Raw genomic sequence first — 26363 nt, 5'->3', positions numbered from 1 at the left:
GGTGCGCACGGTGGTGGCGGCGCGGAGGGTGTCGGGGGTCAGGAGTTCGCCGGAGAGGGCGGCGGCGTAGAGGCGGGCCGCGCCTCGGGCGGTGACCGTGGCGGAGGCGGGGACGGCGAGGCGCCGGATTTCGGGGCGGTTGGCGAAGTCGGCGACCGGGGCCACGGCGGGTGGGGCGACGCGGTGGAAGGCCGGGGGCATGTGGTTCAACACCGCGGACCAGTTTCCGTCGTAGAGGGTGGCGACCCGGACATCCTCGGGCACAGCGAAATACAGGTCGCCGGAGATACCCAGCGGAGCGGTGATCTCGTCGAGGACCGCGTCGATGGGTCGACCGGTTGCGCGGTACACGATTTCGGCGACGAGGTGTCCGTAGGTCCAGCCGTGGTAGCCGGTGGCGGTGCCGGGTTCCCATTCGGGGCGTTGTTCGGCCAGCCAAGAGGTGACCCCGGCGACGTCGGTGAACTGCTCGACGGTGATCTCCGCGGGCAGGTAGGGAAGGCCCGCCGAATGAGTGAGGACCTGGCCGACGGTGACCGATTCCTTTCCGCGCACGCCGAATTCGGGCCAGTACTTGGCAACCGGCGCGGCGTAGTCGAGCACGCCGCGCTCCACCAGCGTGGCGACGACCAGGCCGGCGATGCCCTTGCCCGTCGAGAACGAGGGGAACAAGGTGTCGCCGTCCACCGCCCAGCCGGTGGCGGTGTCGGCCACGCCGGCGTACGCGTCGATCGCGAGTTCCCCGTTCACGTAGGCAGCTACCTGAATGCCGGTTTCCTGGCCGGAATTCACGAGTCCGTCGAGCAGGTTCTGAATCATGATGTCTCTCTGAGCTATTGGTTGATCGAGTATCAGAAGTCGCGGACGGGCGCACCGAACCAGCGGGTCAGCGCAAGTTCGAGGCCGTCGAGATCGCCGTCGTCGGCGGCCCAGGCGACACAGCCGTCCGGTCGCACGAGCATGGCCGAGAGCGACTGTGCCTCAGCGAGCTTCGCCGTGACGACGCGAACACGATCACCCCATGCGGAAACGCGGTCACGCAGTGCCGAGGAGTCGGCGAGGTCGAACAGCACCGCCTTCCCACTGCCGAAGTGCTCGGCCACGCGGGTACCGTCGGACAGCTCGAGATCGGGAACCGGTGCGCCGGTACGGGAATGGCCGCCGCCCAGGTCATACCGGTGCAGTACACCGGAGATCTTCTTGAAGATCATCGTCGCGCCATCGCGGCTGCCCAGGAGTTCCTCGGTGACCGCACGCATGGCCCGGCTGCGCGGGTCGGTGCGCATGATCGCGATCTGCGCGCGCGTCCACTCCAGCACCCACTCACCGATCGGATGACGTTCGGAGGTGTACGTGTCGAGCAGATCCTCCGGCGCCCACCCCGCCACCACGGCGGCGAGCTTCCAGCCGAGATTCACCGCGTCACCGATGCCGAGGTTGAGGCCCTGGCCACCGAACGGCGAATGCACGTGCGCGGCATCGCCCGCCAGCAGCACCCGCCCCTTGCGGTAGTCGGTGGCCTGGCGCGTGTTGTCGGTGAAGCGGGTCGCCGAAATGACCTTGGTGATACGAACATCCGCGCCCGAGACCCGGCGCAGACTGGCTTCCAGCTCTTCGGCGGTGATGGCGGCGTTCCGGTCGGCGGGCGGACCGTCGAGTTCGACGGTGAGGAAGCGTCCGGGCACCGGACCGTACGTGTAGATGCCGGTGGGCGTCGTGTGCCAACCGGGTTCGAGCCCCTCCGCCCCGGTCATCTCCACCAACGCCTGCCGACCGGTGATCTCGGGATCGACTCCCGGGAAATCGAATTCGGCGAGCTTGCGAACCAGGCTCCGACCACCGTCACAGCCGACCAGCCAGCCGGTACGCACGATCCGATCACCGCAATCGACGGTGACACCGATGCCGTCGTCGTCGAAACCGGCCACCTCGACACCGCGCCGGATCTCCACGCCCAGCTCGACGGCCCGCCGCGCCAGGATCGTCTCGATGGCCTGCTGCGAAACCAGGAATGCCTCACCGGCCGGACCGATCTCCGCGAAAGCGGCATCCTCGAAATCGATCCGATTCGGATCGACCATGATGCCCGCGAAATGTCCTACGGCCGGGCGGCGCTCATTCGTACGGACCGGCATGGACTTCCCCGTGTCACCCAGGAACTGGCGGAATCGCTCCAGAGCGGCCTCCTGCACGGCAACCAGGTCCGGCAGCAGACCGCGCCGGTCGAAAGCCTGGGCGGTGGGCACATTGATCGCACCCGCCTTGACGGTCTGGTCGATCTCGGTGAGCCGTTCGACCACCAGCACGTCCACACCCGCCAGCCGCAGCTCGCACGCCAGCATCAAGCCGACCGGCCCGGCCCCGACCACCACCACATCGCGCATCTCGTTCATGAGAAGCACTGTGCCGGTCCACGATTGCTCGGACCTTGCATCGCCTTGCGCGCCACTTGCGGCGGACGACACGACCTAATTGCACGCGGCGACGCGCTGCAGAATCCGGAGGTCGTCGGGCGTGGGCAGCTCGCGGAACTTTCCGCTCGCCACCGCTCGCCCGTGCAGCGGCGGGTTGTCCCGGATCGCCAGCAGACCGCCGCCCGCGATCCAATGAACCCAGTCGTCGTAGGCGCGATCGGCCGCGGCGCCGTCCGGGATGGTGATCAGTAGCAGCCGGACCGGGGTTCGCCAGGTGCGGACGGTGTCCAGGTAGGTATTCATATCGGCCGGATCCGGCCCCGCGCCGACTTCCAGCACCACGCCATTTCCGACATACGGCCGCACGGACTTCTCGATTTGCTCTGGGAGTGCCGACAATTCGCGCACGGTGACGACCAGCGAGGGAGACGCCATTCGAAAGCCTTTCTCCCGCCCGCTCATTCATGCGGATTCCCTATACCGCGAGTTGCTCTACGAGCCCGACCATAGTAGCATCCGGACACGTGTCTGATCCCCATTCCGCCCGCTCAGCGGTGAGCATGGAGGCCACGCGTCGGCGCCTCACCGAGAAGCAGGCCGACACGGTGGACAAGCTGACGCGCGCGGCAATGGATGTGCTGTCCAAGGAGGGCTTCGCCGGGCTGACCGTGCGCATGGTCGCGGCCCAGGCCGGAGTCGGTACGGCTACCGCCTACACCTATTTCAGCTCGAAGGAACACCTGGTCGCGGAGATGTTCTGGCGGCGGCTGGCCGCGACCGAGGCGCCCCGCGACGACGAGTCGGATGCCACCGCCCGAGTCCTGGCCGTACTGCGCCAGATCGCCATGCTGATGGCCGACGAGCCGACCCTCGCGGGCGCGGTGACCGCGGCACTGCTCGGCACCGATCCCGATGTGGCGCATCTGCGCCTGCGGATCGGCGGCGAGATTCGGGTCCGCCTGATCGACGCGCTCGGCAGCGACTCCGATCCCGAACTCGTGGAAACCCTCGAAATGATCTACGCCGGTGCGCTGGTCCGCGCGGGCATGGGATACGCGTCCTACGCCGAAATTGCCGAGCGTATGGAAAAGGCCGCGCTGCGCATCCTGCGCAGTTGAATTTCGACTCCGGTTTTTCCATTCCCGATAACTCGCGATTCCGCCAGATCCCTTGCCGTGCAATGACTTCCGTAGTACCGTCTGGACAGGTGTCTACCCGGGAGGTCACAGATGACCCTGGTCAAACCGCGCGCGGTATCCGGTGGCGAGCATGAGCACGGCCACCTCGAGGAGTTCCGCACCGATCCCATCGCCCTGATGGCGCGGGTGCGCGAGGAATGCGGCGATATCGGCTCGTTCCGATTGGCGGATCGCGATGTCATCCTGCTGACCGGCGCGCAGGCCAACGAGTTCTTCTTCAGAGCCGGCGACGACGAGCTGGATCAGGCCGCGGCGTATCCGTTCATGAAGCCCATCTTCGGCGAGGGCGTGGTCTTCGACGCCCCGCCCGAGCGGCGCAAGGAGATGCTGCACAACACCGCGCTGCGCGCGGAGCAGATGCGCGGCCACGCCACCACCATCGCCCGCGAGGTCGACCGCATGCTGGCCCGCTGGGGCGATGCGGGCGAGATCGATCTGCTCGAATTCTTCGCCGAACTCACCATTTACACGTCCTCGGCCTGCCTGATCGGCACCAAGTTCCGCGAGGAGCTCGACGACCGCTTCGCGCACCTGTACCACGAGCTGGAGCGCGGCACCGACGCCTACTGCTACGTCGACCCCTACGCGCCCATCGAGAGCTTCCGCCGCCGCGACGAGGCGCGCTGGGAGCTGGTGAAGCTGGTCCGGCACATCATGGCCGGGCGGCTCGCGAATCCGCCGCGGGGCAAGGACGATCGCGACATGCTCGACGTGCTGGTGTCGGTGAACGACGAGAACGGCAAGCCGCGTTTCTCGGCCAGCGAGATCACCGGCATCTTCATCTCGATGATGTTCGCGGGCCACCACACCACCTCGGGCACCGCGGCCTGGACGATCATCGAACTACTCAGGCATCCGGACGTGCTGGCGAACGTCGTCACCGAGCTGGACACCCTCTACGCCGACGGCTCGGACGTGAGTTTCCATGCGCTGCGCCAGATTCCGAATCTGGAAGCGGTCCTGAAGGAGGCGCTGCGCCTGCACCCGCCCCTGATCATCCTCATGCGCGTCGCCCGCGAGGAGTTCGAGGTCTGCGGCCACCGCATCGATCCCGGCGACCTGGTGGCCGCGAGTCCCGCCGTCTCCAACCGGATTCCGGAGGCCTTCCCGGATCCGGAGCGCTTCGACCCGGGCCGCTACCTGGACCCCAACCAGGAGGACCTGGCCAACCGCTGGAACTGGATACCCTTCGGCGCGGGCCGCCACCGGTGCGTCGGCGCGGCCTTCGCGCTGATGCAGCTCAAGGCGATCTTCTCGATCCTGTTGCGGGACTGGGAATTCGAGCTGGCGCAGCCGTCGGACAGCTACCGCAACGACCACTCGAAGATGGTCGTGCAGCTGCAGCAGCCGTGCGCGGTGCGGTATCGCCGCCGCGCACGGCCCGCGGTCGACTAGAGCGCGGCCTCGATCGCGTCGATCACGGCCGGATCCTTCGGCTCGGTGCGCGGACGGAAACGACCCAGCACCGAGCCGTCCCGCCCGATCAGGAACTTCTCGAAGTTCCACTGGATGTCTCCGGCCTCACCGGCCGCGTCGGCGGTGGCGGTCAGCTCCGTGTACAGCGGGATCCGCCCCTCGCCGTTCACATCGGACTTCTCCAGCAGCGGGAAGTCCACACCGTAAGTGGTGGAACAGAATTCGGCGATCTCCTCGGCCGTTCCCGGCTCCTGCCCCATGAACTGGTTGCTCGGCACGCCGACGACGGTGAACCCCTTCGGCCCGTAGGTCTGCTGCAGCTCGACCAGGCCCGCGTACTGCGGGGTCAGCCCGCACTTGGAGGCCACGTTGACCAGCAGCACGACCTTGTCGCCGGCCAGTTCGGCCAGCGTGGTGGGCTCATCGGACAGGGTGCGCAGCGAAATCTCGCGAATATCGGTCACAACCACGAATAGTAGAACGGGTTCGACGGGGTCGTCGGTTCAGGAGTAGCTCACCCGCCAATGCTTGATCCCGTTGATCCACCCCGACCGCAATCGCTGCGGCGGCTCGACCTCGGTGATTTCCGGCATGGCATCGGCAATGGCGTTGAAGATGAGATCGATCTCGAGCCGCGCCAGATTCGCGCCGACGCAGAAGTGGTTTCCGGTGCCGCCGAATCCGACATGCGGATTGGGATCGCGGAACACATCGAAGGTGAACGGATCCTCGAACACCTCCTCGTCGAAATTGGCGGAGCTGTAGAACAATCCGACGCGCTGTCCCTCGCGAATGGCCTGCCCGCCGATTTCGGTGTCCTGCACGGCCGTGCGCTGGAACGCCACCACCGGCGTCGCCCACCGCACGATTTCATCCGGCGCGGTGCGCGGGCGCTGTTCCCGATACAGCTTCCACTGGTCAGGATTGTCCACGAACGCCTTCATGCCGTGACTGATGGCATTGCGGGTGGTCTCGTTGCCCGCCACCGACAGCAGGATGACGAAGAACCCGAATTCGTCGGAACCCAGTGCCTCGCCGTCGAGATCGGCGTTCACCAGCTGGCTGACGATATCGTCGGCCGGGCAGGCGCGCCGCTGTTCGGCCATGTTGTAGGCGTATCCGAGCAGCTCGGCGTTGGCGGTCATATTCTGCCCGGCGAATTCCGGATCGTCATAGTTCAGCAGCTGATTCGACCACGTGAACAGCTTGTGCCGATCGTCCTGCGGCACGCCCAGCAGTTCCGCGATGGCCTGCAGCGGCAGTTCGCAGGCCACCTGCTCGACGAAATCGCCGCCGCCGGTCGCCTTCGCCTCCCGCACAATCTTTTCCGCGCGCGCGGTGAGCGCCGCGCGCAGGCCCTCGATGGCGCGCGGGGTGAATCCCTTGGAGACGATTCGCCGAATCTTGGTGTGCTTGGGCGGATCCATATTGACCAGCAGCGCCTCGCGGCCGAGCTCGAGTTGTTCGGGCAGCGAGTCGGCGGGCATTCGGATGATGGAGCCCTTGCGATTCGAGGACCAGAGTTCCGGTCTGCGGGATATCTCCTTGACGTCCTCGTGCCGGGTGATGACCCAGTAGCCGTCGTCGTCCATGGGCGCGGCCTGCTCGGGGGTCTGCGCATTCCACCAGATAGGTGCGGTGCGCCGGAGCAAGGCGAACTCCTCGGCGGGACTATGGTCGGCCCAGAGTCCGGGGTCGGTGAAATCGAAGCCGGCCGGTAATGACGGAACAGACACTGTTCCTCCTCGGGCAAGGTGCCGCTATGATCACGAAATTGGAACGTGTTTCACACCGATTGAACCATGCCGACCTGCGGCTGGGCAGCGTTTCCAGCCACTCGTCCCAGCCAGTTCCCGCGCGCCCGCGCGACCCTCGCCGCGCAGCGCTCGTTCTGAAACATGTTCAGTGAGGCATGATTGGATCTTGTAACTGGACATTGCGTCCAGCGTGTCGGCAGACTAGAACTTGTTCTACAGTGATGCCAGGCACACTCGAAGATGAGGTAACTGATATGACCGCTTCCCCGGGCTCCACGAACGAGGCCGATTACGTCGTCGTAGGCGCGGGCAGCGCCGGCGCTGTCGTGGCGGGACGTCTCGCCGAGCGCGGCGCGCGGGTCATCCTGTTGGAGGCCGGACGCAAGGACAACACCCGCATGGTCACCATGCCGGGCGCGATCAGCATGGTGCACACGGTTCCGCAGCTGAAGAAGCGCGTGACCTGGAAGCAGTTCTCCATCCCGCAGAAGCACGCCAACGACCGCCGGATCCCGATGACGCGCGGCAAGGTGCTCGGCGGCTCCAGCTCCGTCAACGGCATGCTCTACGTGCGCGGCAACCGGGCCAACTTCGATTCCTGGGCCGCCGAGGGCAATACCGGCTGGAGCTACGACGACGTGCTGCCCGCCTACAAGCGCCTGGAGAACTGGCAGGACGGCGCGAACGACTACCGCGCCACCGGCGGCCCCATCGAGGTCACCCGTCAGCAGGACCTCACCCCGATCGCCCACGAGTTCATGACCGCCGCCGCCGATACGCTCGGCGCGCCGATCATCGAGGACTACAACGGCGAATCGCAGGAGGGCATCTCGATCTTCCAGCAGTCCGTGCGAAACGGCCTGCGCTACAGCTCCTCTCGCGGCTTCATCACCGATATGCCGAACTCCAACCTGACCGTGATCACCCACGCGCACGTCACCCGCGTGGTGATCGAGAACGGGCGCGCCACCGGCGTCGAGATCGTGGAGAAGAACGGCACCCGCCGGGTGGTGCGGGCCGGCAAGGAGGTCATCGTCTCCGGCGGTGTCATCGGCTCGCCGCAGATCCTCATGCTCTCGGGCATCGGCCCGGCCGCGCATCTGCGTGAGCACGGCATCGAGGTGGTCGCCGATCTGCCCGTCGGCCAGAACCTGCACGACCACCTGTTCGTGCCCATGACCTTCATCTCGAAAAAGGCCATCCACCGCGGTATTCCGACCCACTTCGCGAGCGGCATCCTGCAGGAGCTGCGCCGCCCGGGCAGTTCGTGGATGGGGCGCACCGTCTTCGAGGCGTGCGGCTTCGTCAAGACCAAGTTCGCCGAGGGCGACTACCCGGACATGCAGATCCACACCCTGCCGTGGAGCTACCCCATCCCCAACCAGGACGAGGACAAGCTGCACCTGGTCGATCGCCGCCCCGGCTTCACCATCTTCCCCAGCCTCATCTACCCGAAGAGCCGCGGCGAGATGAAGCTGGCCTCCGCCGATCCGTTCGCCTCGCCGCTGATCGACCCGGGCTACCTGAGCGACCCCCGCGACACCGAATTCCTCGTCGAGGGCATCCGGATGATCCGGGAGATCATGGCGCACAAGAGCATCGCGAGCGACTGGACCGAGGAGCTGGCCCCCGGGCCCGCGCTGATGGACGAGTCGGCGCTGCGTGCCGAGCTGCCCAACCGCGTGCACTCGATCTACCACCCGGTCGGCACCTGCCGGATGGGCGTGGACGAGCGGGCCGTGGTCGATCCGACGCTGAAGGTGCTCGGAGTTGAGGGACTGCGCGTGGCGGATGCATCGATCATGCCGAGCATCACCGGCGGCAACACCAACGCGCCGAGCTACATGATCGGCGAGAAGGCCGCCGAGTTCATCAACTGATTCGTAAGGACCTGCGGAGGAGTACTGCTACTTCCCTGGTAGCTCCGCCGCACGGGTTAGCGGCTCACGACCACCGCTAACCCGGACAGCCCCGGGCCTCGCTACCTCTCGGCCCGGGGCTGTTGTATTTCCTCAGGAGGAGTCATGGCGTCCCTGCCTGTCGATATCTGGCTGAACGCGCCGCTGGGCGACTCCGCCTCGCGTGCAGCGCAATTGCGTGAGCTCGGCGTGGACGGCGTATTCACCTTCGAGGGTGCGCACGATGTCTTCCTGCCGCTGAGCCTGGCGGCGACCGCCGGGGTCGACATCATGACGAACGTCGCGATGGCATTCCCGCGCAGCCCGATGCATCTCGCGCATACGGCGTGGGATCTGCAGGCGTTGTCGGGCGGGCGGTTCCGGCTCGGGCTGGGCAGTCAGATCCGGGCGCACATCGAACGCCGGTACGGCAGTGTCTGGTCGGAGCCGGTGGAGCGGATGCGCGACACCGTGCTCGCGGTGCAGGCGATCCTGCGGGCGTGGCAGGAGGGGGAACGGCTGGACTATCGCGGCCGGTTCTGGCAGCACACGCTGATGCCGCCGCAGTTCGTTCCGGGGCCGAATCCCTTTGGGGCGCCGCCGGTTCTGGTCGGGGCGCTCGGGCCGCGGATGACCGAGATGGCGGCGCGGGTGGCGGATGGACTGCTGGTGATGCCGTTCAATACCGAGCGGCATTTCCGGGAGCGGACCCTGCCGGCGGTGGAGAAGGGGCTGGCCGGGTCGGAGCGGCCGTTCCAGATCATCGTGGAAGCCATTGTGGCCATGGGTGATTCGGATAAAGAGTTGACGACGGCGCGCGCGGCGGTGCGGAATCTGCTGGCCTTCTACGGTTCCACGCCGTCCTATCGGCCGGTGTTGGATGTCGAGGGATGGGGTGAGCTGCAGCCCGAGCTGAATCTGCTGTCCAAGCAGGGGCGGTGGCGGGAGATGGCGGGGCTGATCGACGATTCGATGGTCGATGCGTTGACGGTCAGCGGGACGCCGGGCGAGTGCGCACGGCAGATTCGAACCCGATTCGGCGACAAGGCTTCTCGCGTCTGCTGCTATTTTCCGGGCTACCAGGTCGCCGATACCGCGATCGCCGACCTGGTCGCCGAGCTGCATTCGTGATCAGCCCACCATGATCGGATGGTCGAGTTCGAACAGGCTGCGGTGGCCGGTCATATCCGTGACCACCAGGCGCGGCAGGTTCGGGCCCTGGCCGTTGTAGACGTGGGAGGTGGCGGCGTCGGCGGTGGTCTCGTGCGTGCCGTCGCCGAAGTACCAGTCGTACTGCCGGATCGCGGTGCCCGCCTTGGCCGCGTCGAAGGCGACCGGGGTGCCCGGGTGGGTGGACATCCGGGAGGCGGTGAAGCCGCCGGGCGCCGCGCCGCCGCCGAACCAGTCGGCGAGATGCGTGTTCATCAGGAAGGCCGCGGCGTAGGTGCGCGCGCCGTCCAGATCGGGGAGGGCGGCGGCCGCGACGGTCATGCACTGCGGCAGCTCGCCGGGCTGCGTGCACGCCAGCTGGCGCAGCGAGACCGCCTCGTCGCCCAGCGGATTCATGGCCGGGCGGCGATCCCCGGTCTGCACGGCGTCCTGGGTGAACAGGCCGTCGGCGGCGGCCGCGAAGACCTCGCCCGCGGCGGTATTGACGTCGGTGGCGGCCTGCCGGAACACCTCCGCGGACAGCCGCACGAATTCCGACCAGCGCTGGGTCAGCCCCTGCGGCACCCGGCCCGCGTCGTAGCCGTGGAAGTAGTCGCCCACCAGGACCTTCGGCGCACCGGGCAGCTCGTGCGCGGCCTGCATGGCCTCGCGCATGCCGCGCCCGCCGTAACCGAGTTTGGCCCCGCTGAAGTAGGGCACGGCGGCGGCCGGATTCGCCGATTCCGCGCCCACGCCGCCGCATTCGCGGCGCACCGCGGCGGCCAGGTCCTGGGTGCCGGGGGTGACGCCGACGGGAATTCCGAAGAAGGGATCCAGATCGTTGAGGCAGCCGTCCAGGAGGACCAGATCGATGCGGTAGCCGTTGGCGGCGGCGTCGGCCGCGGCCTGTTCGAGCTGACAGAACACATCTAGGGTGGCGTCGTCACCGCCGGGGCAGGAGCCGTTCGCGCGGGCGGCCGGGGAGTCGAGGGTCGCGCCCGAGACGGTGTAGTCGTGCAGGTGCGCGGTGCGGCCGGTGCGGGCGCCCAGCGCCTCGGCGAACAGTCCCGCGAAGGTCCGGTCCTGGTCCAGGCTCTGTCCCCACAGCACCGAGTCGCCGACCGAAACCACATGCAGCGGAGCGCATTCCCGATTCACCCGGAAGTTCCAGGGCTTGCCGTACTCGCCGATGTCACCGCCGGGGACCCGGGCGCGGGCGTCCACCCGGAGCAGGCCGTCGGGGGGTAGCTCGTCGCGGGGGATGTCGAAGCCGACGGTCATCACCTCGTTCTGCACCACCGTGATGCCGCTGCGAATCGGCTGGCCGCCGCCCAGGATTCGCCATTCCACCTCGGCGTGCTCGGGCACGCCCGGCGGTAGATAGACGGCGGTGGTGCCGTGTAGCGCGCCGGTGCAGGGCCCGTCGTGCGGGGTGCTGACGTCGAGGATCAGGGGTAGGTCCGATATCCGGGGTAGGTCGCCTAGTGGGTCGGCCTGGGCTTGCGCCACCGTTCCGGCCACCGCGATCGCACCCGCCAGGGTCGGCAGCAAGGCCGCACGACACTGCCGGGATCGCCACAACTTCACATGCTCCTCCTGGGGTTCCGCAATCTGACAGCAGACATGGTGCGGACGGGTCGCCGGAGGGGCGCGCCGGGCACGCCGAAATGGCCGAATTTAGTCCGTTCTACCTGCATATCTGCTAGACAAAGGGGATGAACGCGAGAAATCTGACACTCGCAACACTGGCCTTCGCCCTCACCTTCTGGGCGTGGAATCTCGTTGGTCCGCTATCGAGCAGCTACACCAAGGATCTGGGGCTCTCGCCCGGGCAGCAATCGCTGCTGGTCGCCACCCCGGTCCTGGTCGGGTCGCTGGGCCGGATTCCGGTGGGCGTGCTCACCGACAAGTTCGGCGGGCGACTCATGTTCACCGTCATCGCGTTCGTCTCGATCATCCCGACGCTACTGGTGGGTTGGTCGAATTCCTTTGTGGCGCTGATCATCTGGGGATTCTTCCTGGGCATCCCCGGCACCTCGTTCGCCGTCGGCGTGCCGTTCGTGAACTCCTGGTTCGAACCGGCCCGGCGCGGCTTCGCCACCGGCATGTTCGGCCTGGGCATGGGCGGCACCGCGCTCTCGGCGCTGCTCACCCCGCGCCTGGTCGACCATCTCGGCCGGGCGCAGACGCACGTGCTGATGGCCATCGCGCTGGCGATCCTGGGCGCGGTCATGTGGCTGTTCAGCCGCAACTCGCCGCAGTGGACACCGGCCACCGAGCCCGCGCTGCCGCGCATCGTGGACGCGTTGAAACTCAAGGCCACCTGGGAAGGGTCGATCCTCTACGCGCTGGCCTTCGGCGGGTTCGTGGCGTTCTCCACCTATCTGCCGACCGTGCTCAAGAACGTCTACGAGTTCTCGCAGTCCGATGCCGGACTGCGCACCGCGGGCTTCTCCATCGCGGGCGTGCTGGCCCGGCCGCTGGGCGGCACGCTCTCGGACAAGATCGGGCCGATCAAGGTGCTGGTCATGTCGTTCGCGGGCGCGGCCGTCATGGCCATCGTGCTGGCGTTCGAGCCCGCACCCGAATTCCCCGCCGGGGCGAGCCTGGTACTCATGGCCTTCTTCCTCGGCCTGGGCACCGGCGGCGTGTTCGCGCTCATCGCCAAGCTGGTGGAACCGGCACGGGTCGGCACGGTCACCGGCCTGGTGGGTGCGGCCGGCGGACTCGGCGGCTACTTCCCGCCGCTCGTCATGGGCCTGGTCTACAGCGCCACCGACGAATACACCGTCGGCTACATCCTGCTCGCCCTGACCGCGGTGGCGGTGCTGCTCTACACCCTGAAAATCGGTCGCGAGCTTCGCGATTGACCGCTCCGGAAGGAGACGAATGCGCACCGCCCTCTTCGTCACCTGCATCAACGACGTGCTGTACCCCGGGACCGGGCAGGCCGCGGTGAAACTGCTGCGGCGCCTGGGCGTCGAGGTGGAATTCCCGATGGCGCAGAGCTGCTGCGGGCAGATGCACTGCAATACCGGATATCGCGCCGACACCGCCAAGCTGGCAAGGCATTTCGTGAAGGTGCTCGGCGACTACGACCGGATCATCATGCCGTCGGCGTCGTGCGGGCAGGCGCCGCGCGAGTTCTACATGAAAGCCGCCGAGGCGACCGGGGATTCGAAGCTGGCGCTGGACACCCAGCGGATCCTGCCGAAGATTCGGGAGATCACCGAGTTCATTACCGACGATCTCGGAATCCATGACACCGGTGCGTATTTCCCGCATCGGGTCGCCTATCACCCGACCTGCCATTCGCTGCGGATCCAGCGGATCGGGGAGCGGCCGCTGATGCTGCTGCGGGCGGTGCGGGGCATCGATCTGGTGGAACTGCCGAATGCCACGGAGTGCTGTGGATTCGGCGGGACCTTCTCGGTGAAGAACGGCGCGGTGTCGGGGGCGATGAACGGGGACAAGGCCCAGCACGTGCGGGAGTCCGGCGCGGATGTGCTTACCGCCGTGGACAATTCGTGCCTGATGAATATCGGCGGGCGGCTCGCCAAGGACAGGACCGCGGTGCGGAGCATGCATCTGATCGAGATCCTGGCGCGGACGCAGGCAGACGGGCCGATCGGGCCGATGCCCGGCGTACCCGTGGTCGCGGCGGGAGTCGCGTCATGAGCAAGAGTTTCGTGGGGTGGCCGCCGTTCCCGAAGGCCGCCGCGAAATCGACGAAGGATCCCCAGTTGCGCGCCAATGTGCACCGGGCGACGCACACCATTCGCCAGAAGCGGGACGCGCTGGTCGAGGAGCGGCCGGACTGGCAGCAGCTGCGCGACAGTGCCGCCGCCATCAAGGACACCGTGCTGCACCATCTCGACTCGTATCTGATCCAGCTGGAGTCCACCGTCGAGGCCGCGGGCGGCGTGGTGCACTGGGCGCGGGACGCCGCCGAGGCCTGCCTGATCGTCACCGAACTCGTGCGGCGCACGGGGGAACGCGAGATCGTCAAGGCCAAATCCATGCTCACCGAGGAGATCGGGCTCGACGACGCGCTGCGCGCCGCCGGAATCGACGCCCGCGAAACCGATCTCGCCGAGATCATCCTGCAGCTCGGCGACGATCTGCCCTCGCACATCGTGGTGCCCTCGATGCACTTGAACCGCGGGCAGATTCGCGACATCTTCGCGCGCGAGATGGGCAAGCACGGGCGGCCCGCCCCCGCCGGGCTCACCGACGATCCCAATGAACTGGCCGATGCCGCGCGGCTGCATCTGCGCGAGAAGTTCCTCGCCGCCAAGGTCGGAATCACCGGCGGGAACTTCCTGGTCGCCGAGACCGGGACCGTGGTCATGGTGGAATCCGAGGGCAACGGGCGCATGTGCCTGACACTGCCCGAGACGCTGATCTCGGTGGTGGGCATCGAGAAGGTGGTGCCGACCTGGCGCGACCTGGAGGTGTTCCTGCAACTGCTGGCGCGCAGTTCGACCGGGGAACGGATGTCGCCGTACGTGTCGAGCTGGACCGGGGTCACCGATCAGGACGGGCCGCGCGAATTCCATCTGGTGCTGGTCGACAACGGGCGGACGCGAGCGCTGGGCGATCGGCTGGGGCGACAGGCGTTGCGCTGCATTCGATGTGGCGCGTGCATGAACATCTGCCCGGTGTACGAGCGCACCGGCGGGCAGACCTACGGGTCGGTGTATCCGGGTCCGATCGGCGCGATTCTGAACCCGCTGCTCAAGGGAGCCGATGATGCACAGACGGCGTCGCTGCCGTACGCGTCGTCACTGTGCGGGCGTGCAACGAGGTGTGCCCGGTGCGGATCGACATCGTCGGGAATCTGCTGGAACTGCGGCACGACGTGGCCGAGGGACCGGCCAAGGTGAAGCATCGCGGGGAACGGGCGGCGCTGGACGCGGTGGAGAGCGTCATGTACCACCCGCACGCGTGGGCGGCGGCGGTGAAGGCTGCAGGCATCGCGGGGGTGGTGGCGCCGAAAAAGCATCTGCCGCCGCCGCTTTCGGGGTGGACGGAGAGCCGGTTCGTGCCGGCGGTGCCCAAGGAATCGTTCCGGAGCTGGTGGGCGCGGACCGATGGAGGGGTGCGATGAGCGCGCGGGAGACGGTGCTGACGCGCATTCGCGAGGCGCTCGCGGATCTGCCCGCCGAGCAGCGGACCACGACGGTGCCGCGCGAATATCTGCGGCAGGCACCGGGAATCGACGCGCGGGATCCGGCGGCGGTGACGTCATTGTTCGTCGAGCGGTTGAGACACTATGGGGCGCAATCGCATCGGATTCACGGGGATGATCTGCCGGGGACCATCGCGGCGGCTTTGCGTGAGCACGGCGTGCACAGTGTGGTGGCCCCTGCCGGATTGCCCGCTGCCTGGCTGGCCGACTGGGCCGCCGAGGCCGGGAATCGCGTGGTTTCCGATGATCCACAGTTGTCCCCAACCGAACTCGACGCTGTGGATGCCGTGGTGACCAATTGCGCTGCCGCCATTGCCGATTCGGGGACGGTGGTGCTCGACGGCGGTCCCGGACAGGGTCGGCGCGCGCCGACGCTGGTGCCCGACTGCCACGTCTGCGTGGTGCGGGCCGAGCAGATCGCCTCGTCGCTGCCGGAGGTGATCGGGGTGCTGGATCCGCACCGGCCGCTCACCTGGTTCAGCGGGCCGTCGGCGACGGTGGACATCGAGATGATCCGGGTGCAGGGGGTGCACGGGCCCCGGCAATCGGTGGTCATCGTGGTCGAGTGAATTGCTCTTGAAAATGCCGCGCTGCCTGGCCTTTTCATGATTACAAGATCTTGTTAAGGCCGTGCCAAGCGCGGCTGGGCATCGTTTGTGTCAACGCCGGAACAGTCCGGCGGACCCAACGAGCCACCATCCGGGGGTGGGGACGCTGGGGCCGACCCGTCTACGAGGGGTGGCGGGTCGGCCACAGCAAACCAACCAACCGGTACTCACATTGGGATCCGGCCTGCCGCGAAGGGGGTGGCAGGCCGGTGCGAACCCGCTGTATCCATCCACGAGGGGTGTTGGATACGGCGGGTTTTTGCGTCCCAAGCTAACGATCAGCGATCTTGTTCGTCCGATTTGTGGCCTCCGCCGCCCGCCGCACGGCATCATGGAAGGCAAGAGCGCCAAGAAGATTGGGATCGACGATGGAAACAGTGGTCGTCTTCGTACTGGCCTGCCTGATCTATTGGTGGGGCCTACTCTGACGTGGGAGTTTGCGCGACCGCGTAGAGGGCGTCGGCGATCCGGCGGCTGAAGTGGTCGGCATCCTCCGTACCGTGCGTCAGCGCCCGCATCAGGGTCGCGCCGCGCAGGAATTCGAAGATCGCCTCGGCATCGCAATCGAGGGCCGCCCGGCCGGATTCGGCGGCGTCCCTGAGCAGCTCGCGCAGCGCCGCGATGGTGGGCCGCTCACCGGCGTCGAGCAGGCGGCGGTAGCTCTCCCGATCGTCGTGATATTCCGAGAGCAGGCCGGGAATGGCCGAGCGCGCCGCGGGGTGCGCGGCCGCATCCAGGAACAGGCGCGTCCAGGCCAGCAGGTCGGCACGCAGATCACCCGTGGGCACCGGATGGTTCTCGGTATCGAGAATGAAGACGGCCTCCTCGACCAGGGCGCGTTTGCCGGGCCAGCGGCGGTAGACCGAGGTGGTGACCACACCGGCGCGCCGGGCCACCGCGGCGATGGTGGTCGCCTGATAGCCGTCGCGGACCAGGAGTTCCTGGGCCGCCCTCAGCACCTGGGAGTCGAGTTGCGGGTCGCGGGTGGTTCCTGCTGCGGTCACGGGTCCCTCTCGTCGGATCGCAGTGAATATCTGAAACAGGGTAAGCGCGGACCGACGAAATCCGCCCCGGCAATGTCGCCGGGGCGGATTCGTATTCGGTTGCGTTACTTGGCCTCGACCAGTTCCTCCTCGGTCTCCGCGCCCGGCATCTCCGGGGCCGCCGCCTTCGCGCCCTTCATGAGGAAGAAGGCGATGACCGTGGCGACCAGGACCGCCGCGCCGCTGGCCAGGAAGGTGGTCGACATGCCGTGGCTGAAGGCCTCGCGGGCCGCGGTCACCAGGGCCTCGTTACCGCTCGCGACGGCTCCCGCGATGGAGTCGCGAGCCGCGGCCGGAGCGTCGGAAGGCATTCCGTCGGTGTAGGTTCCGGCCAGCACCGCACCCAGGACGGCCACGCCCAGGGCGCCACCGGTCTGCTGGATGGTGTCGTTCAGGGCCGAGCCGACACCGGCCTGCTCCGGCGGGATGGCGCCCATCAGCGCGCCGATGGCGGCGGGCATGGCCAGACCCGCACCGGCGCCCACCAGCGCCATGGCCAGGGCCGCGGCCCAGAACCCGGAGTCGGTGCCCAGGGCGGCCAGGGCGCCCGAACCGGCGGCCAGCACCAGCATGCCGAGCAGGGTGATCGGGCGGACGCCGAACTTCTGCACCAGCCCCGCGCCGACGCCCTGGGCGGCCAGCGCCGCGAACGCCAGCGGGGTGAAGGCCAGCGCGGTCTTCATGGCCGAGTAGCCGAGCACGAACTGCAGGTACTGGGTGAGCAGCAGGAGCAGACCGGCATTGGCGAAGGTCACCAGCACCAGCGAGAAGCTGGATCCGGTGAAGACCCGGTTGCGGAACAGGGGCAGCGGGACCATCGGGTGCTCGGCCTTCAGCTCACGAATCACGAAGGCCGCCAGGAAGACCGCGGCGGCGATCAGCGAAACCCAGGTTCCGGCAAGGCCCTTGGTCGGGAATTCGATAATGCTCCACACCAGGGCCACGGTGCCCACGATGGACAGTGCCATGCCCGGAAGATCGGTCGGGCGGGCCGGGCCCTTGGACTCCGGCATGAGCGCCAGCGCGGCCAGGATGGCGAGACCCGCGATCGGGACGTTCAGCAGGAAAACCGAACCCCACCACAGGTGTTCGAGCATCACACCGCCCAGCACCGGTCCGCCGACCAGGCCGAGCATGGCCACGCTGCTCCAGGCCGCGATGGCCTTCGGCCGCTCCTGCTCGTCGAACACGGTGATCAGGATGGACAGCGTGCTCGGCATGATGAGCGCGCCGCCGATGCCCATGATCACGCGGCCCGTGATCAGCATCCCCGCGCTGGTGGCGTACGCGGCCAGCAGAGACGCCGCGCCGAAGAGCACCAGGCCCAGCACCATCACCAGCCTGCGGCCGAAGCGGTCGGAGAGACTGCCGGTGGTGAGCAGCAGGCCCGCGAAAACGAGGATGTAGCAGTCGATCACCCACTGCAGCGCCTGCGGGCCGGCGTGCAGGTCGATCGCGATCTCCGGCAGCGCGACGGTGAGGACCATGTTGTCGATCACCAGCACCAGCGAGGCCAGGCAGAGCACGACCAGGATCAGCCAGCGCTTCGGATTGCGCTGGGACACGGGCGATGTCAGCGCCTCGGTCACATTTTCGGCAGTCATTTCGGTTCCCCTTCGAGAAGCTGTTCCGCACACTGTGCGGTGTTGTCGAACACTGTACGGTCTTCCGTACACTGTTCGCAAGAGGGAACGGTGTACGGATGAACGAACGGCGTTCTAGCTGGGGTTATGCTGTTCCGCAGACGAAGGAGGACGTGCCATGGCGGCCAAGACACAGGGGTTCTCGTCGGTGTGGACCCGCCCGGATCGACAGCGGCGGGAACAGCCCGCACTGAGCCGGGAACAGATCGTGGCCGAGGCGCTGGCCCTGCTCGATACCGAGGGCTACGACGCGCTCAGCATGCGCAAGCTCGGCACCCGGCTCAATGCCGGGGCCACCTCGCTCTACACCCATGTCACCAACAAGGACGAGATCCTCGAGCTGGTGATCGACGCGGCCTTCGGCGAGGTCCGCGTGCCCGACACCATCGACGCGGAGAACTGGTACGACGACCTGCTCGCCCTGGGCCGGGACGTGCGCGACACCATCCTGCGCCATCCCTGGATGAGCATCGCCATGACGGGGGCCGGACTCGCCTACCTCGGCCCGAATCTCATGCACCTGTCCGACACCATGCTCGCCATCCTCGAGGCGGCGGGCTTCGACGACGCGACCGCGGACCGCGCCTCGAATGCCTTCTGGGCCTTCGTCATCGGATCGACCGGCACCGAGACGGCCATGCTCATCAGCCTCGCCCGCAGCGGGATGAGCGAACAGGAGTGGTTCGGCAAGATGATGGAGATGTCCCTGGAGGCGGTCCGCGGCTACCCGCACGTCGCCAGGCGCTACGACGTCTACAAGCAGCTCGATCCCACACAGTCCAGGGACGACTTCTTCAACTCCGAACTCGGGCTCATCCTGGACGGCATGGAGTTGCGGCGCAGCCGCGCGGCCGGGAAATAGCGCGCGGCCGATTCACCCGCCCGGTCAGCGGCCGGTCGCCAGGCTGGTGCCGCCATTGGCGTCGAGCACCACGCCGGTGATGAAGCCATTGGTGGCCAGCATGTGGATGGCGCGGGCGATGTCCTCCGGGCGGCCGACCCGGCCGACCGGGGTGGTGGCGACCAGGCCGTCGAAGAGCGACCGGCGCTGCGCCTCGGGAACCCGGTCCCACCAAGGGGTGTCGATGACGCCCGGGGAGACGGCATTGACGCGCAGCGGGGCGAGTTCCACCGCCAGCGGCGGGACCATGGCGTCCAGCGCGCCGTTGATGGCGGCCAGGCCCGCGGTGCCGGGGAAGGCGGAGCGGGACGAGCCCGCAGTCACCAGGGTGACCGAGCCGCTCGGATCCAGGTGCGGCAGTGCGGCTTTCAGGATGCGGACCTGCGGCCAGAACTTGCCGTCGAAGCCGGCGGCCAGCTGGTCCAGGTCGAGGTCGGCGAAGGGGCCGCTGCCGGCCGAGCCGCTGACCGAGATGACCAGGTGGTCGATGGTTCCGGCCTGGGCGAAGAACGCGTCGATGTCGGCTTGGTCGGTGGCATCGAGTGCGTAGCCGGTGGTTTTGCCCCCGATGCGGGCGATGGCCGCGTCGATCTTGTCGCGATCGCGGCCGGTGATGACGACCTCGGCCCCGTCGGCCGCGAAGGCGGTCGCGGTGGCCTCGCCGATGCCGGAGCTGCCACCCATGACTACGACGCGCTGTGTGGTGGTCATTGCTGAAACCCTCTCTGTCCCTGTCCGTTTATTCTTACGGAACTGACAGTCTCGACAACGCCGTAGACGAGACTTTTAGTCTCGACAAAGGAGTGATGTGCATCACGAGCGAGCTCACACCGGGCGGCGGCGTAATGAGGCCGCCCACCAGGCGATCCTGGACGCGGCGCTGCGGCTGCTCGGGGAATCCGAAGGCACGCCGGTCACCATCGACGCCATCGCGCGGGCGGCCGGGGTCGGCAAGCAGACGGTGTATCGGTGGTGGCCGTCCAAGGGCGCGTTGCTGCTCGACGCGCTCACGGAGCGGGCGGCGCTGCAGGTGCCGACGCCGGACAGCGGGTCGCTGCGGGAGGGTCTGCACACCATCATCGCGGCCACTTTTCGTGGTGCGCAGAGTGATTCGACCGCGCCCGCGCTACGCAGCCTGGTATGCGAGGCCGCGCACGATCCGCATCTGGCCGAATTGCTACGGACCTTCACCGGGCAACGGCGGGCGGCGGTGCGGGCCGTGCTGGAACGCGGGCGTGAGCGTGGCGAGCTGGCCGCCGACGCCGATCTCGAGCTCATGATCGACGAGTTCTACGGCGTGTTCTGGTACCGCTTCATCCTCGGGCACGGACCGCTCGACGACGCCGTGGCCGCGCGGCTCACGGATTCGATCCTGGCTGGAAGTTGAAGAATTCGGCGGAGCGCTCGGTCTGCGCGAGATGCCGCAGCGCGCTGATCAGCTCATCGCCGAGCACGTTTCCGACCACGACGGTCTCGGCCATGCCGTCGATGTCGTCGCCCTGTGCGGCCACCGCGGCCAGATCCATTTCGGCGACCGGCTCCAGGGCGCGGGCGTAGTCGTCGAGGCGGTCCACGATGTCGTGGTGGCCCAATTGCCGTAGCGCACCGACCACTTCGGCGGCGGCCAGCACCGCCGGATTGTCCCGTCCGACGCGCCAGCCCAGGCGGTCCACCATCGCCCGCACCTCCGCGAGTCCGGCGGTCCGCGACTCCTCGTCACAGAAGGCGATGCTGCGGGCGCCGGTCTTCTGTGCCACGCCGAGGATCTTGTGGGTGCCGAGGTTCGGATCGTCCAGGGCCGCGATCACCTCGCGGGCCGCGGCGATGGACAGGCCGCCGACTTCGACGAGCGCGCGGATCAGGCGGAGGCGGCGGAGGTGGTTATCGCCGTACTGGGCCTGGTTGTGGCCGGTCGCTTCGCCTTTGGGCAGCAGGCCTTCGCGCAGGTAGTACTTGATCGTCGGGGTGGTGACACCACTGGCCTTGCTCAGCTCCCCGATTCGCATCGGACCTCCTCGTCGCGGCGGACCCCTCATCATAGATAGCTGCGCTATCGACCTCGGACACGGCGAAGGCCCGCACCGCTGATGCGGTGCGGGCCTTCGGATTTCCGCTAGAGGCTCTTACTGGCCCAGCTGCTCGCGGACGCCCACCTCGATGCGCTTGCCGAGATCGGCGTCGATGCTCTTCCAGTAGTCGAACACGCGGCTCAGGATCGGCTCGCGGACGCCACCGAGGATGTGGCCGACCACGTTGTCCACCAGGCGATCCCGCTGGGCGTCGTCCATGACCTCGCGGACCAGGGTGCCGGCCTGCGCGAAGTCGTTGTCCTCGCGGTGGGTGACGTAACCGGCCCGGACCATGGTCGGGTCGAACGCCCACGCGCCGTCGTCGATGGCACGCTCGGCATCGGCGTGCGGGCCGCCGAAGGAGTTGGGCGCGTACACCGGGACGCTGGAGGCGTTGTGCGAGAACCGCATCGCGCCGTCCTGCGAGTAGGAGTTCACCTGCGCGGCCTTGGGCCGGTTCGGCGGCAGCTGCGCGTAGTTGGCGCCGATCCGGTAGCGGTGCGCGTCGGCGTAGGCGAAAACGCGGCCCAACAGCATCTTGTCGGGCGAGAAGGCAACGCCGGGAACGGTGTTCGAGGGTTCGAAGGCGGCCTGCTCGATGTCCACGAAGTAGTTCGCGGGGTTGCGGTTCAGGGTCCAGCGGCCGACCTCGATGAGCGGGTAGTCCTGCTGCGACCAGACCTTGGTCAGGTCGAACGGGTTGAAGCGGTAGTTCTCCGCCTCGGCGACCGGCATGATCTGAACCTTCAGGGTCCAGCTCGGGAAGTCGCCGCGCTCGATGGCCTCGTACAGGTCGCGACGGTGGTAGTCGGCGTCCTTACCGGCGATCTCGTCGGCCTCGGCCTGGGTCAGGTTCTTGATGCCCTGATCGGTCTTGAAGTGGTACTTCACCCAGAAGCGCTCGCCCGCGGCGTTGATCCACTGGTAGGTGTGCGAACCGAAGCCGTCCATGTGGCGCAGGGTGGCCGGGATGCCGCGGTCGCCCATCAGCCAGGTGACCTGGTGGGCGGTCTCCGGACGCAGGGTCCAGAAGTCCCACTGCATGTTCGCGTCGCGAAGACCGCTGCCCGGCAGGCGCTTCTGCGAGTGGATGAAGTCGGGGAACTTGATCGGGTCCTTGATGAAGAACACCGGGGTGTTGTTGCCGACGATGTCGAGGTTGCCCTCGGTGGTGTAGAACTTCACCGCGAAACCGCGGGGATCGCGCCAGGTGTCGGGGCTGCCCTGCTCACCGGCGACGGTGGAGAAGCGGACCAGCGACTCGGTGCGGGTGCCCGGCTGGAACACCGCGGCCTTGGTGTAGCGGCTCACATCACCGGTGACCACCAGTTCGCCGAAGGCGCCCGCGCCCTTGGCGTGCACCACGCGCTCCGGCACCCGCTCCCGGTTGAACTGGGCCAGCTTCTCGATCAGGTAGTGGTCGTGGAGCAGGATCGGGCCCTGGGTACCCGCGGTGAGCGACTCGTTGTCGCTGGGCACGGGGGCGCCGGAATTGGTGGTGGTCGCCTTGGTCATGGGTCCGAGCCTGCCGAGTTTTCTGGAACTAGTCAAGAAAACGGCGCAGGGTCCCGGGTAAACAAAGATGTATACAGTCCACGCCCGGAATAGATCCGCGAGACGGGTGGTTGATCAGACCTGCTGGCGTCGGAACAGCCCCGGGCCGCACCCTTCGTCGCTACGAGCGACCACTCGCCGAGAGGCGCTTGTTGGGCGTCAGCGTCAACTTCCCCGGTTCGCCGGGATGCCCGCGTTAGCCTGGGCGCCATGGTGCGCAGGCGCAGGGGGTGGGCCGCCGCGATCGCGGTGGCCCTGACAGCGAGCAGCGTGATCATCGGTGGCGGCGTCGCGGCAGCGGCGCCGTCACCGGCGCGTTGCGCCGAACCCGCCGGGCGGGATTTCCAGCGCGCCGTGCCCGAACAGACCGGTGTGGACTCCGGCTTGCTGGCTGCCGCACTGGAATTCGCGGCCTCGCGAAATCGCTTGAACATCCAGGTCTTCCGGCACAATTGCCTGATCGGCGAGGGACCCTGGAATGCCGAAACCGGTGGCGTGCCGTGGAATGTCTGGAGCGTCACCAAGAGCATCGTCTCGCTGCTGGCCGGAATCGCCTGGGATCGCGGCAAACTCGATATCTTCGCCAACCTCGACCGCTATCTCCCGCCGGGCATCGGCGATCCCGAACATCGCACGATCACCGTGGAGAATCTGCTCCAGGAGACCTCGGGCCTGCGGGTGGGCGCGGTGACCGAGGGGATCACCGGCATCGTCCCCATCGATCCGTTCAGCGCGGTGCAGGCCCTGGGGGTGCCGTTCGACGATCCGCCGGGCACCGCCTTCCAATACAGCCAGCGCAATGTGGATCTGCTGTCCTATGTCGTGGAATTGGCTGTCGGAGAACCGCTCCAGCAATTCGCGCAGCGGGAACTGTTCGATCCCCTCGGAATTCCGCGCACCGACTACTACTGGGCCCGCGACCGATCCGGGCACACCTACGGATACGCGCATCTTTTCATCCCGCCCGACGATCTGGCGCGCATCGGCATGCTGGTCGCCGAAAACGGCCGATGGCACGGGCGCACCATCGTTTCCGGCGCCTACCTGAAACGCGCGCTCACCCCGTCGGACACCAACTCCTGCTACGGCTATCTGTTCTGGACCGGTCCCGGCTGCGCGGAGAATCCCGAATTCCTGCCCGCCGACAGCTATTCCATGTCCGGATTCGGCCTGCAGCACGTGTTCGTGGTGCCGAGCCTGGATTTGATGGTGGTGTGGACCGGCGTCTTCGGCGTCCACACCACGCAGGGCCCGACCGGCCTGCTGCAGAACTGGACCGAGCCGCCGCACGAATTCTTCCGCCGCCTGCTGGCGGCGTTCACCGGGGATGCGATCCCGGACCCGGGCCCCTACCTGGAGACCCCGCTGTCGGTCGATGTCGGCGGGTATTTCGATCCGGACATCACCCTGGCCGTCTTCGGTGTCGGCGCGGATGCCTATCCGGGTTGTAACCTGCTCTCCTGCTTGAACGTTCCGTTGCACGCGCCGTTCAGCGACGCGCCGCCGGGCTGCCTGCTGGTGGCATGCGTCGGGCCCGATCCGCGCACACCGGGAATTCGCTGACCGTGCCGTCGCACCCGAGCTCGAGTGTTTAGGGCGTGACCGCCGCCCGGCTCGCCAGCTCCCGTAGTTCGTCGGCCGGTCGGCGACCGGCGAACTGCAGCAGATCACGCACCACCTCGCGGGCGCGATGATCGGTGTGCACCAGTTCGGGGGTTAGTCGCTCGGCATTGAGCAACGCCTCCAATGCCTCGCTCGCCTGCCGCCGCTGCGCGTGCGCGCGAGCCACGTCGACCAGGAAGCGGGCCTGCCGCTCCGGCGAGAGGATCGACGCGTCCACGGTGCGCGCGGTATCGAGCGCCTCACCGGCATCACCCAATTCGACGGCCACCGCCACCGCGTGCACGGCGACGCCGGTCGGACCGAACTCGGTGTCGAAATCGTTGCGGCCCTCGCCCAGCCGGTCGGCGGCGGTCCGCGCCGCCGCCAGCCCGCTGCGGGCGGCCGTGCGATTTCCGTCCGTCGCCGCGATCACCGCCAGCATGAGCTGCAGAGATCCGTAGAGCGACAACACTTCCGGTTTGGGTTGCTCGGATGCCGCCTGCGCGGCGAGCGCCGCCACCGACACCCGCGCCGCCTGCTCGGCCTGTTCCAGGCGTTGCAGGCGCAGGAAGGCCTGCGCCATGCGATAGGTCCCGGCCACCACGCTGAGCGCGTCACCGGATTCCTCGGCCGCGGACAACGCGCGGTCGGCCGCGACCCAGGCCGCGTCGACTTCTTCCTGACGGGTGAACGCCGTCGCGGCCACCTGATAGGCGCGCGAGAGCAGGGTCAGCACTTCGGGTCGCTGCGTGGTGCACGACCGCGCGGCATGCTCGAGATCCGGGATCAGTTCCAGCAGACTGCTGCCCACCTCGACCAGGCGTGACTCGTGAGCCAGTTGCCAGGCCAGGTCCACCCGCTGGCGCAGCTCCGTGAGTTTCGCTTCCGACTCGCGATCGGATTCGTCCCCGAATAGCTGTTCCAGCGCCGGATGTCCGGTGAGCAGCAACCGCAGTTGCTCGAAAACCGCCGAGCCGGGCCGATGCCCGTCGCCGCGGTCGGCGGCCATGGGTTCGGCCGCCTCGGGTCTGAGGTCGCGTACCGCCACGCCGAGCACGTCCGCCAGTCTTTGCAGAACGGACAGTCGCTCAACAGGCAGTACATCTCGCTCGACCTGCGACACCCAGCTTTCCGAGCGCCTTATGGCCGCTCCCAGTTCCTTCTGCGATAGTCCCCGCCGCCGGCGCAACTCCGCTACCCGTGCCCCAAGGGTACTTTCGGCCACCGGGTCAAACTCCTTCTGCCTGATCGGCTTTCCCGGCCGTCACCGCCCGCTTGTTTCGCCGATGTCTACCATGCCCTTCTCCTTCCGCCCTTTCCGTCCAGACGGGATCTGCCGACAAGGATTCCAGACCGGGCGAGCTTACGGCGCACAGTATGGAACATGGATTTTTCTTATTGCACCGCAATTTTTCTGTGTTTAACGTTTGAAGAGGACCCGTCGAACCAAACGGACGACAAGGGGTGGTCATGCCCGGCGAACTTCTCTTCTTCCTACTCGGTGCCGGAATCGGCGGCGCGGCAATGTGGTTCGCGGCGTGCGCCCTTGCGGCCACCAAGTATTCCTCCACTGCCGACGGGGCGACGGTGCAATCCATCACCGCGCGCCTCGAACGCGAGGGTATCCGGAACTCGCGCTCGACGAAAGGTCAACCAGCAGCACATCGAGCACAGCCCAGATGACCGCCGTGCCCGATACCGACGAAGTCCGTGTCCGCCTGCGGTTTCCCGGAGGAATGATCTTGGATTATCGGGCGGACCGCGCAATTGCCGAACGCCTCGCAGCGCATTTGCGGCCCCACCGCATTGAAGTGACGATTGACGGCTCGCCGACCGACCGACTACCGCCCTTGCCGTGCGCGGAACTGTGGACGGATTGATGATTCAAAAACGGACCGCGCACATTGATGTGCACGGTC

General features: G+C 67.5%; 23 protein-coding genes and 1 pseudogene. 12 read left to right on the top strand and 12 right to left on the bottom strand.

What is annotated here, in order from left to right; all coding sequences use genetic code 11:
- The 3 genes from ACAM49_RS04940 to ACAM49_RS04930 all read right to left on the bottom strand — a co-directional run.
- The coding region (locus ACAM49_RS04940) for a serine hydrolase domain-containing protein (RefSeq protein WP_369634245.1) at positions 1 to 819 on the bottom strand (819 nt) is incomplete at its 3' end.
- A 32-nt stretch (positions 820 to 851) separates the two neighbouring features.
- Entirely contained in the window at positions 852 to 2393 is a 1542-nt protein-coding gene (locus tag ACAM49_RS04935) for an FAD-dependent oxidoreductase (RefSeq protein WP_369634244.1), read from the bottom strand.
- Positions 2394 to 2468: 75 nt separating this feature from the next.
- Positions 2469 to 2849, bottom strand: a complete 381-nt coding sequence (locus tag ACAM49_RS04930) for a hypothetical protein (protein ID WP_369634243.1) — start codon at positions 2847 to 2849, stop codon at positions 2469 to 2471.
- Positions 2850 to 2968: 119 nt separating this feature from the next.
- Between ACAM49_RS04930 and ACAM49_RS04925 the strand changes: the two genes are divergently transcribed.
- Positions 2969 to 3532: a TetR/AcrR family transcriptional regulator gene (locus ACAM49_RS04925; RefSeq protein ID WP_369634251.1), complete on the top strand. Its 564-nt coding sequence runs from the start codon at positions 2969 to 2971 to the stop codon at positions 3530 to 3532.
- 111 nt (positions 3533 to 3643) lie between these two features.
- A complete protein-coding gene (locus ACAM49_RS04920; protein WP_369634242.1) occupies positions 3644 to 5008 on the top strand; it encodes a cytochrome P450 in 1365 nt (454 codons plus the stop codon).
- On the opposite strand, the gene ACAM49_RS04915 is transcribed toward ACAM49_RS04920, so the two are convergent.
- The gene (locus tag ACAM49_RS04915) at positions 5005 to 5469 is read right to left on the bottom strand and encodes a glutathione peroxidase (RefSeq protein WP_369634250.1); all 465 of its coding nucleotides are present in this window, start codon (positions 5467 to 5469) and stop codon (positions 5005 to 5007) included. The genes ACAM49_RS04920 and ACAM49_RS04915 overlap by 4 nt on opposite strands.
- 63 nt (positions 5470 to 5532) lie before the next feature.
- Complete coding sequence (locus tag ACAM49_RS04910; RefSeq protein WP_369634241.1) at positions 5533 to 6765, bottom strand: cytochrome P450; 1233 nt, start codon at positions 6763 to 6765, stop codon at positions 5533 to 5535.
- 275 nt (positions 6766 to 7040) lie between these two features.
- Here ACAM49_RS04910 and ACAM49_RS04905 point away from each other — a divergent pair, with 275 nt between their 5' ends.
- Positions 7041 to 8666, top strand: a complete 1626-nt coding sequence (locus ACAM49_RS04905) for a GMC family oxidoreductase (RefSeq protein ID WP_369634240.1) — start codon at positions 7041 to 7043, stop codon at positions 8664 to 8666.
- A gap of 144 nt (positions 8667 to 8810) precedes the next feature.
- Positions 8811 to 9815, top strand: coding sequence for a TIGR03617 family F420-dependent LLM class oxidoreductase (locus ACAM49_RS04900; protein WP_369634239.1), 1005 nt, complete (start codon positions 8811 to 8813; stop codon positions 9813 to 9815).
- Here the strand turns inward: ACAM49_RS04900 and ACAM49_RS04895 are convergent, their stop codons facing one another.
- Positions 9816 to 11420 (bottom strand): PKD domain-containing protein, encoded by a 1605-nt coding sequence (locus ACAM49_RS04895; RefSeq protein WP_369634238.1) that lies wholly within the window; start codon positions 11418 to 11420, stop codon positions 9816 to 9818.
- 128 nt (positions 11421 to 11548) lie between these two features.
- On the opposite strand from ACAM49_RS04895, the gene ACAM49_RS04890 reads away from it, so the two are divergent.
- From ACAM49_RS04890 to ACAM49_RS04875, 4 genes and pseudogenes are all read left to right on the top strand, one after another.
- On the top strand, positions 11549 to 12703 hold the full coding sequence (locus ACAM49_RS04890; protein ID WP_369634237.1) for a nitrate/nitrite transporter: 1155 nt from the start codon (positions 11549 to 11551) through the stop codon (positions 12701 to 12703).
- A 19-nt stretch (positions 12704 to 12722) separates the two neighbouring features.
- Complete coding sequence (locus ACAM49_RS04885; protein WP_369634236.1) at positions 12723 to 13511, top strand: (Fe-S)-binding protein; 789 nt, start codon at positions 12723 to 12725, stop codon at positions 13509 to 13511.
- A pseudogene (locus tag ACAM49_RS04880) lies at positions 13508 to 14943 on the top strand (LutB/LldF family L-lactate oxidation iron-sulfur protein). Before ACAM49_RS04885 ends, ACAM49_RS04880 begins: the two are co-directional and overlap by 4 nt.
- Positions 14940 to 15593 carry a lactate utilization protein C gene (locus ACAM49_RS04875; protein WP_369634235.1) on the top strand — a complete coding sequence of 218 codons (654 nt, stop codon included), beginning with the start codon at positions 14940 to 14942 and terminating at the stop codon, positions 15591 to 15593. The pseudogene ACAM49_RS04880 and the gene ACAM49_RS04875 overlap by 4 nt, the downstream one beginning before the upstream one ends.
- 458 nt (positions 15594 to 16051) lie before the next feature.
- On the opposite strand, the gene ACAM49_RS04870 is transcribed toward ACAM49_RS04875, so the two are convergent.
- Positions 16052 to 16636 (bottom strand): TetR/AcrR family transcriptional regulator, encoded by a 585-nt coding sequence (locus ACAM49_RS04870; RefSeq protein WP_369634234.1) that lies wholly within the window; start codon positions 16634 to 16636, stop codon positions 16052 to 16054.
- Positions 16637 to 16740: 104 nt separating this feature from the next.
- Entirely contained in the window at positions 16741 to 18279 is a 1539-nt protein-coding gene (locus ACAM49_RS04865; protein WP_369634233.1) for an MFS transporter, read from the bottom strand.
- A 157-nt stretch (positions 18280 to 18436) separates the two neighbouring features.
- Between ACAM49_RS04865 and ACAM49_RS04860 the strand changes: the two genes are divergently transcribed.
- On the top strand, positions 18437 to 19180 hold the full coding sequence (locus tag ACAM49_RS04860; RefSeq protein ID WP_369634232.1) for a TetR/AcrR family transcriptional regulator: 744 nt from the start codon (positions 18437 to 18439) through the stop codon (positions 19178 to 19180).
- Between the two features lie 24 nt (positions 19181 to 19204).
- Here ACAM49_RS04860 and ACAM49_RS04855 read toward each other — a convergent pair whose 3' ends face one another.
- A complete protein-coding gene (locus ACAM49_RS04855; RefSeq protein WP_369634231.1) occupies positions 19205 to 19930 on the bottom strand; it encodes an SDR family oxidoreductase in 726 nt (241 codons plus the stop codon).
- A 97-nt stretch (positions 19931 to 20027) separates the two neighbouring features.
- Here ACAM49_RS04855 and ACAM49_RS04850 point away from each other — a divergent pair, with 97 nt between their 5' ends.
- Positions 20028 to 20606, top strand: coding sequence for a TetR/AcrR family transcriptional regulator (locus tag ACAM49_RS04850; RefSeq protein ID WP_369634230.1), 579 nt, complete (start codon positions 20028 to 20030; stop codon positions 20604 to 20606).
- Here ACAM49_RS04850 and ACAM49_RS04845 read toward each other — a convergent pair.
- Both ACAM49_RS04845 and ACAM49_RS04840 read right to left on the bottom strand, forming a co-directional pair.
- Positions 20578 to 21225, bottom strand: coding sequence for a MerR family transcriptional regulator (locus ACAM49_RS04845; protein ID WP_369634229.1), 648 nt, complete (start codon positions 21223 to 21225; stop codon positions 20578 to 20580). The genes ACAM49_RS04850 and ACAM49_RS04845 overlap by 29 nt on opposite strands.
- 117 nt (positions 21226 to 21342) lie before the next feature.
- A complete protein-coding gene (locus ACAM49_RS04840; RefSeq protein ID WP_369634228.1) occupies positions 21343 to 22803 on the bottom strand; it encodes a catalase in 1461 nt (486 codons plus the stop codon).
- A 249-nt stretch (positions 22804 to 23052) separates the two neighbouring features.
- On the opposite strand from ACAM49_RS04840, the gene ACAM49_RS04835 reads away from it, so the two are divergent.
- A complete protein-coding gene (locus ACAM49_RS04835) occupies positions 23053 to 24405 on the top strand; it encodes a serine hydrolase domain-containing protein (protein ID WP_369634227.1) in 1353 nt (450 codons plus the stop codon).
- 28 nt (positions 24406 to 24433) lie between these two features.
- Here ACAM49_RS04835 and ACAM49_RS04830 read toward each other — a convergent pair whose 3' ends face one another.
- Positions 24434 to 25669: a helix-turn-helix domain-containing protein gene (locus tag ACAM49_RS04830; protein WP_369634226.1), complete on the bottom strand. Its 1236-nt coding sequence runs from the start codon at positions 25667 to 25669 to the stop codon at positions 24434 to 24436.
- A gap of 454 nt (positions 25670 to 26123) precedes the next feature.
- Between ACAM49_RS04830 and ACAM49_RS04825 the strand changes: the two genes are divergently transcribed.
- Positions 26124 to 26324, top strand: coding sequence for a hypothetical protein (locus tag ACAM49_RS04825; protein WP_369634225.1), 201 nt, complete (start codon positions 26124 to 26126; stop codon positions 26322 to 26324).
- Positions 26325 to 26363 lie beyond the last annotated feature (39 nt).

Origin of the sequence: Nocardia sp. JMUB6875 (genome assembly GCF_041154655.1) — a bacterium.
Taxonomy (GTDB): Bacteria; Actinomycetota; Actinomycetes; order Mycobacteriales; family Mycobacteriaceae; genus Nocardia.
This window is presented reverse-complemented; position numbering and strand designations above follow the sequence as displayed.

What these genes read in the sequence shown, in the direction of transcription:
- ACAM49_RS04845 (WP_369634229.1), bottom strand. Translation starts at nt 21,225, where the DNA reads ATGCGAATCGGGGAGCTGAGCAAGGCCAGTGGTGTCACCACCCCGACG.
- ACAM49_RS04930 (WP_369634243.1), bottom strand. Translation starts at nt 2,849, where the DNA reads ATGGCGTCTCCCTCGCTGGTCGTCACCGTGCGCGAATTGTCGGCACTC.
- ACAM49_RS04905 (WP_369634240.1), top strand. Translation starts at nt 7,041, where the DNA reads ATGACCGCTTCCCCGGGCTCCACGAACGAGGCCGATTACGTCGTCGTA.
- ACAM49_RS04865 (WP_369634233.1), bottom strand. Translation starts at nt 18,279, where the DNA reads ATGACTGCCGAAAATGTGACCGAGGCGCTGACATCGCCCGTGTCCCAG.
- ACAM49_RS04875 (WP_369634235.1), top strand. Translation starts at nt 14,940, where the DNA reads ATGAGCGCGCGGGAGACGGTGCTGACGCGCATTCGCGAGGCGCTCGCG.
- ACAM49_RS04860 (WP_369634232.1), top strand. Translation starts at nt 18,437, where the DNA reads ATGGCGGCCAAGACACAGGGGTTCTCGTCGGTGTGGACCCGCCCGGAT.
- ACAM49_RS04900 (WP_369634239.1), top strand. Translation starts at nt 8,811, where the DNA reads ATGGCGTCCCTGCCTGTCGATATCTGGCTGAACGCGCCGCTGGGCGAC.
- ACAM49_RS04840 (WP_369634228.1), bottom strand. Translation starts at nt 22,803, where the DNA reads ATGACCAAGGCGACCACCACCAATTCCGGCGCCCCCGTGCCCAGCGAC.
- ACAM49_RS04855 (WP_369634231.1), bottom strand. Translation starts at nt 19,930, where the DNA reads ATGACCACCACACAGCGCGTCGTAGTCATGGGTGGCAGCTCCGGCATC.
- ACAM49_RS04890 (WP_369634237.1), top strand. Translation starts at nt 11,549, where the DNA reads ATGAACGCGAGAAATCTGACACTCGCAACACTGGCCTTCGCCCTCACC.
- ACAM49_RS04920 (WP_369634242.1), top strand. Translation starts at nt 3,644, where the DNA reads ATGACCCTGGTCAAACCGCGCGCGGTATCCGGTGGCGAGCATGAGCAC.
- ACAM49_RS04935 (WP_369634244.1), bottom strand. Translation starts at nt 2,393, where the DNA reads ATGAACGAGATGCGCGATGTGGTGGTGGTCGGGGCCGGGCCGGTCGGC.
- ACAM49_RS04825 (WP_369634225.1), top strand. Translation starts at nt 26,124, where the DNA reads ATGACCGCCGTGCCCGATACCGACGAAGTCCGTGTCCGCCTGCGGTTT.
- ACAM49_RS04885 (WP_369634236.1), top strand. Translation starts at nt 12,723, where the DNA reads ATGCGCACCGCCCTCTTCGTCACCTGCATCAACGACGTGCTGTACCCC.
- ACAM49_RS04835 (WP_369634227.1), top strand. Translation starts at nt 23,053, where the DNA reads ATGGTGCGCAGGCGCAGGGGGTGGGCCGCCGCGATCGCGGTGGCCCTG.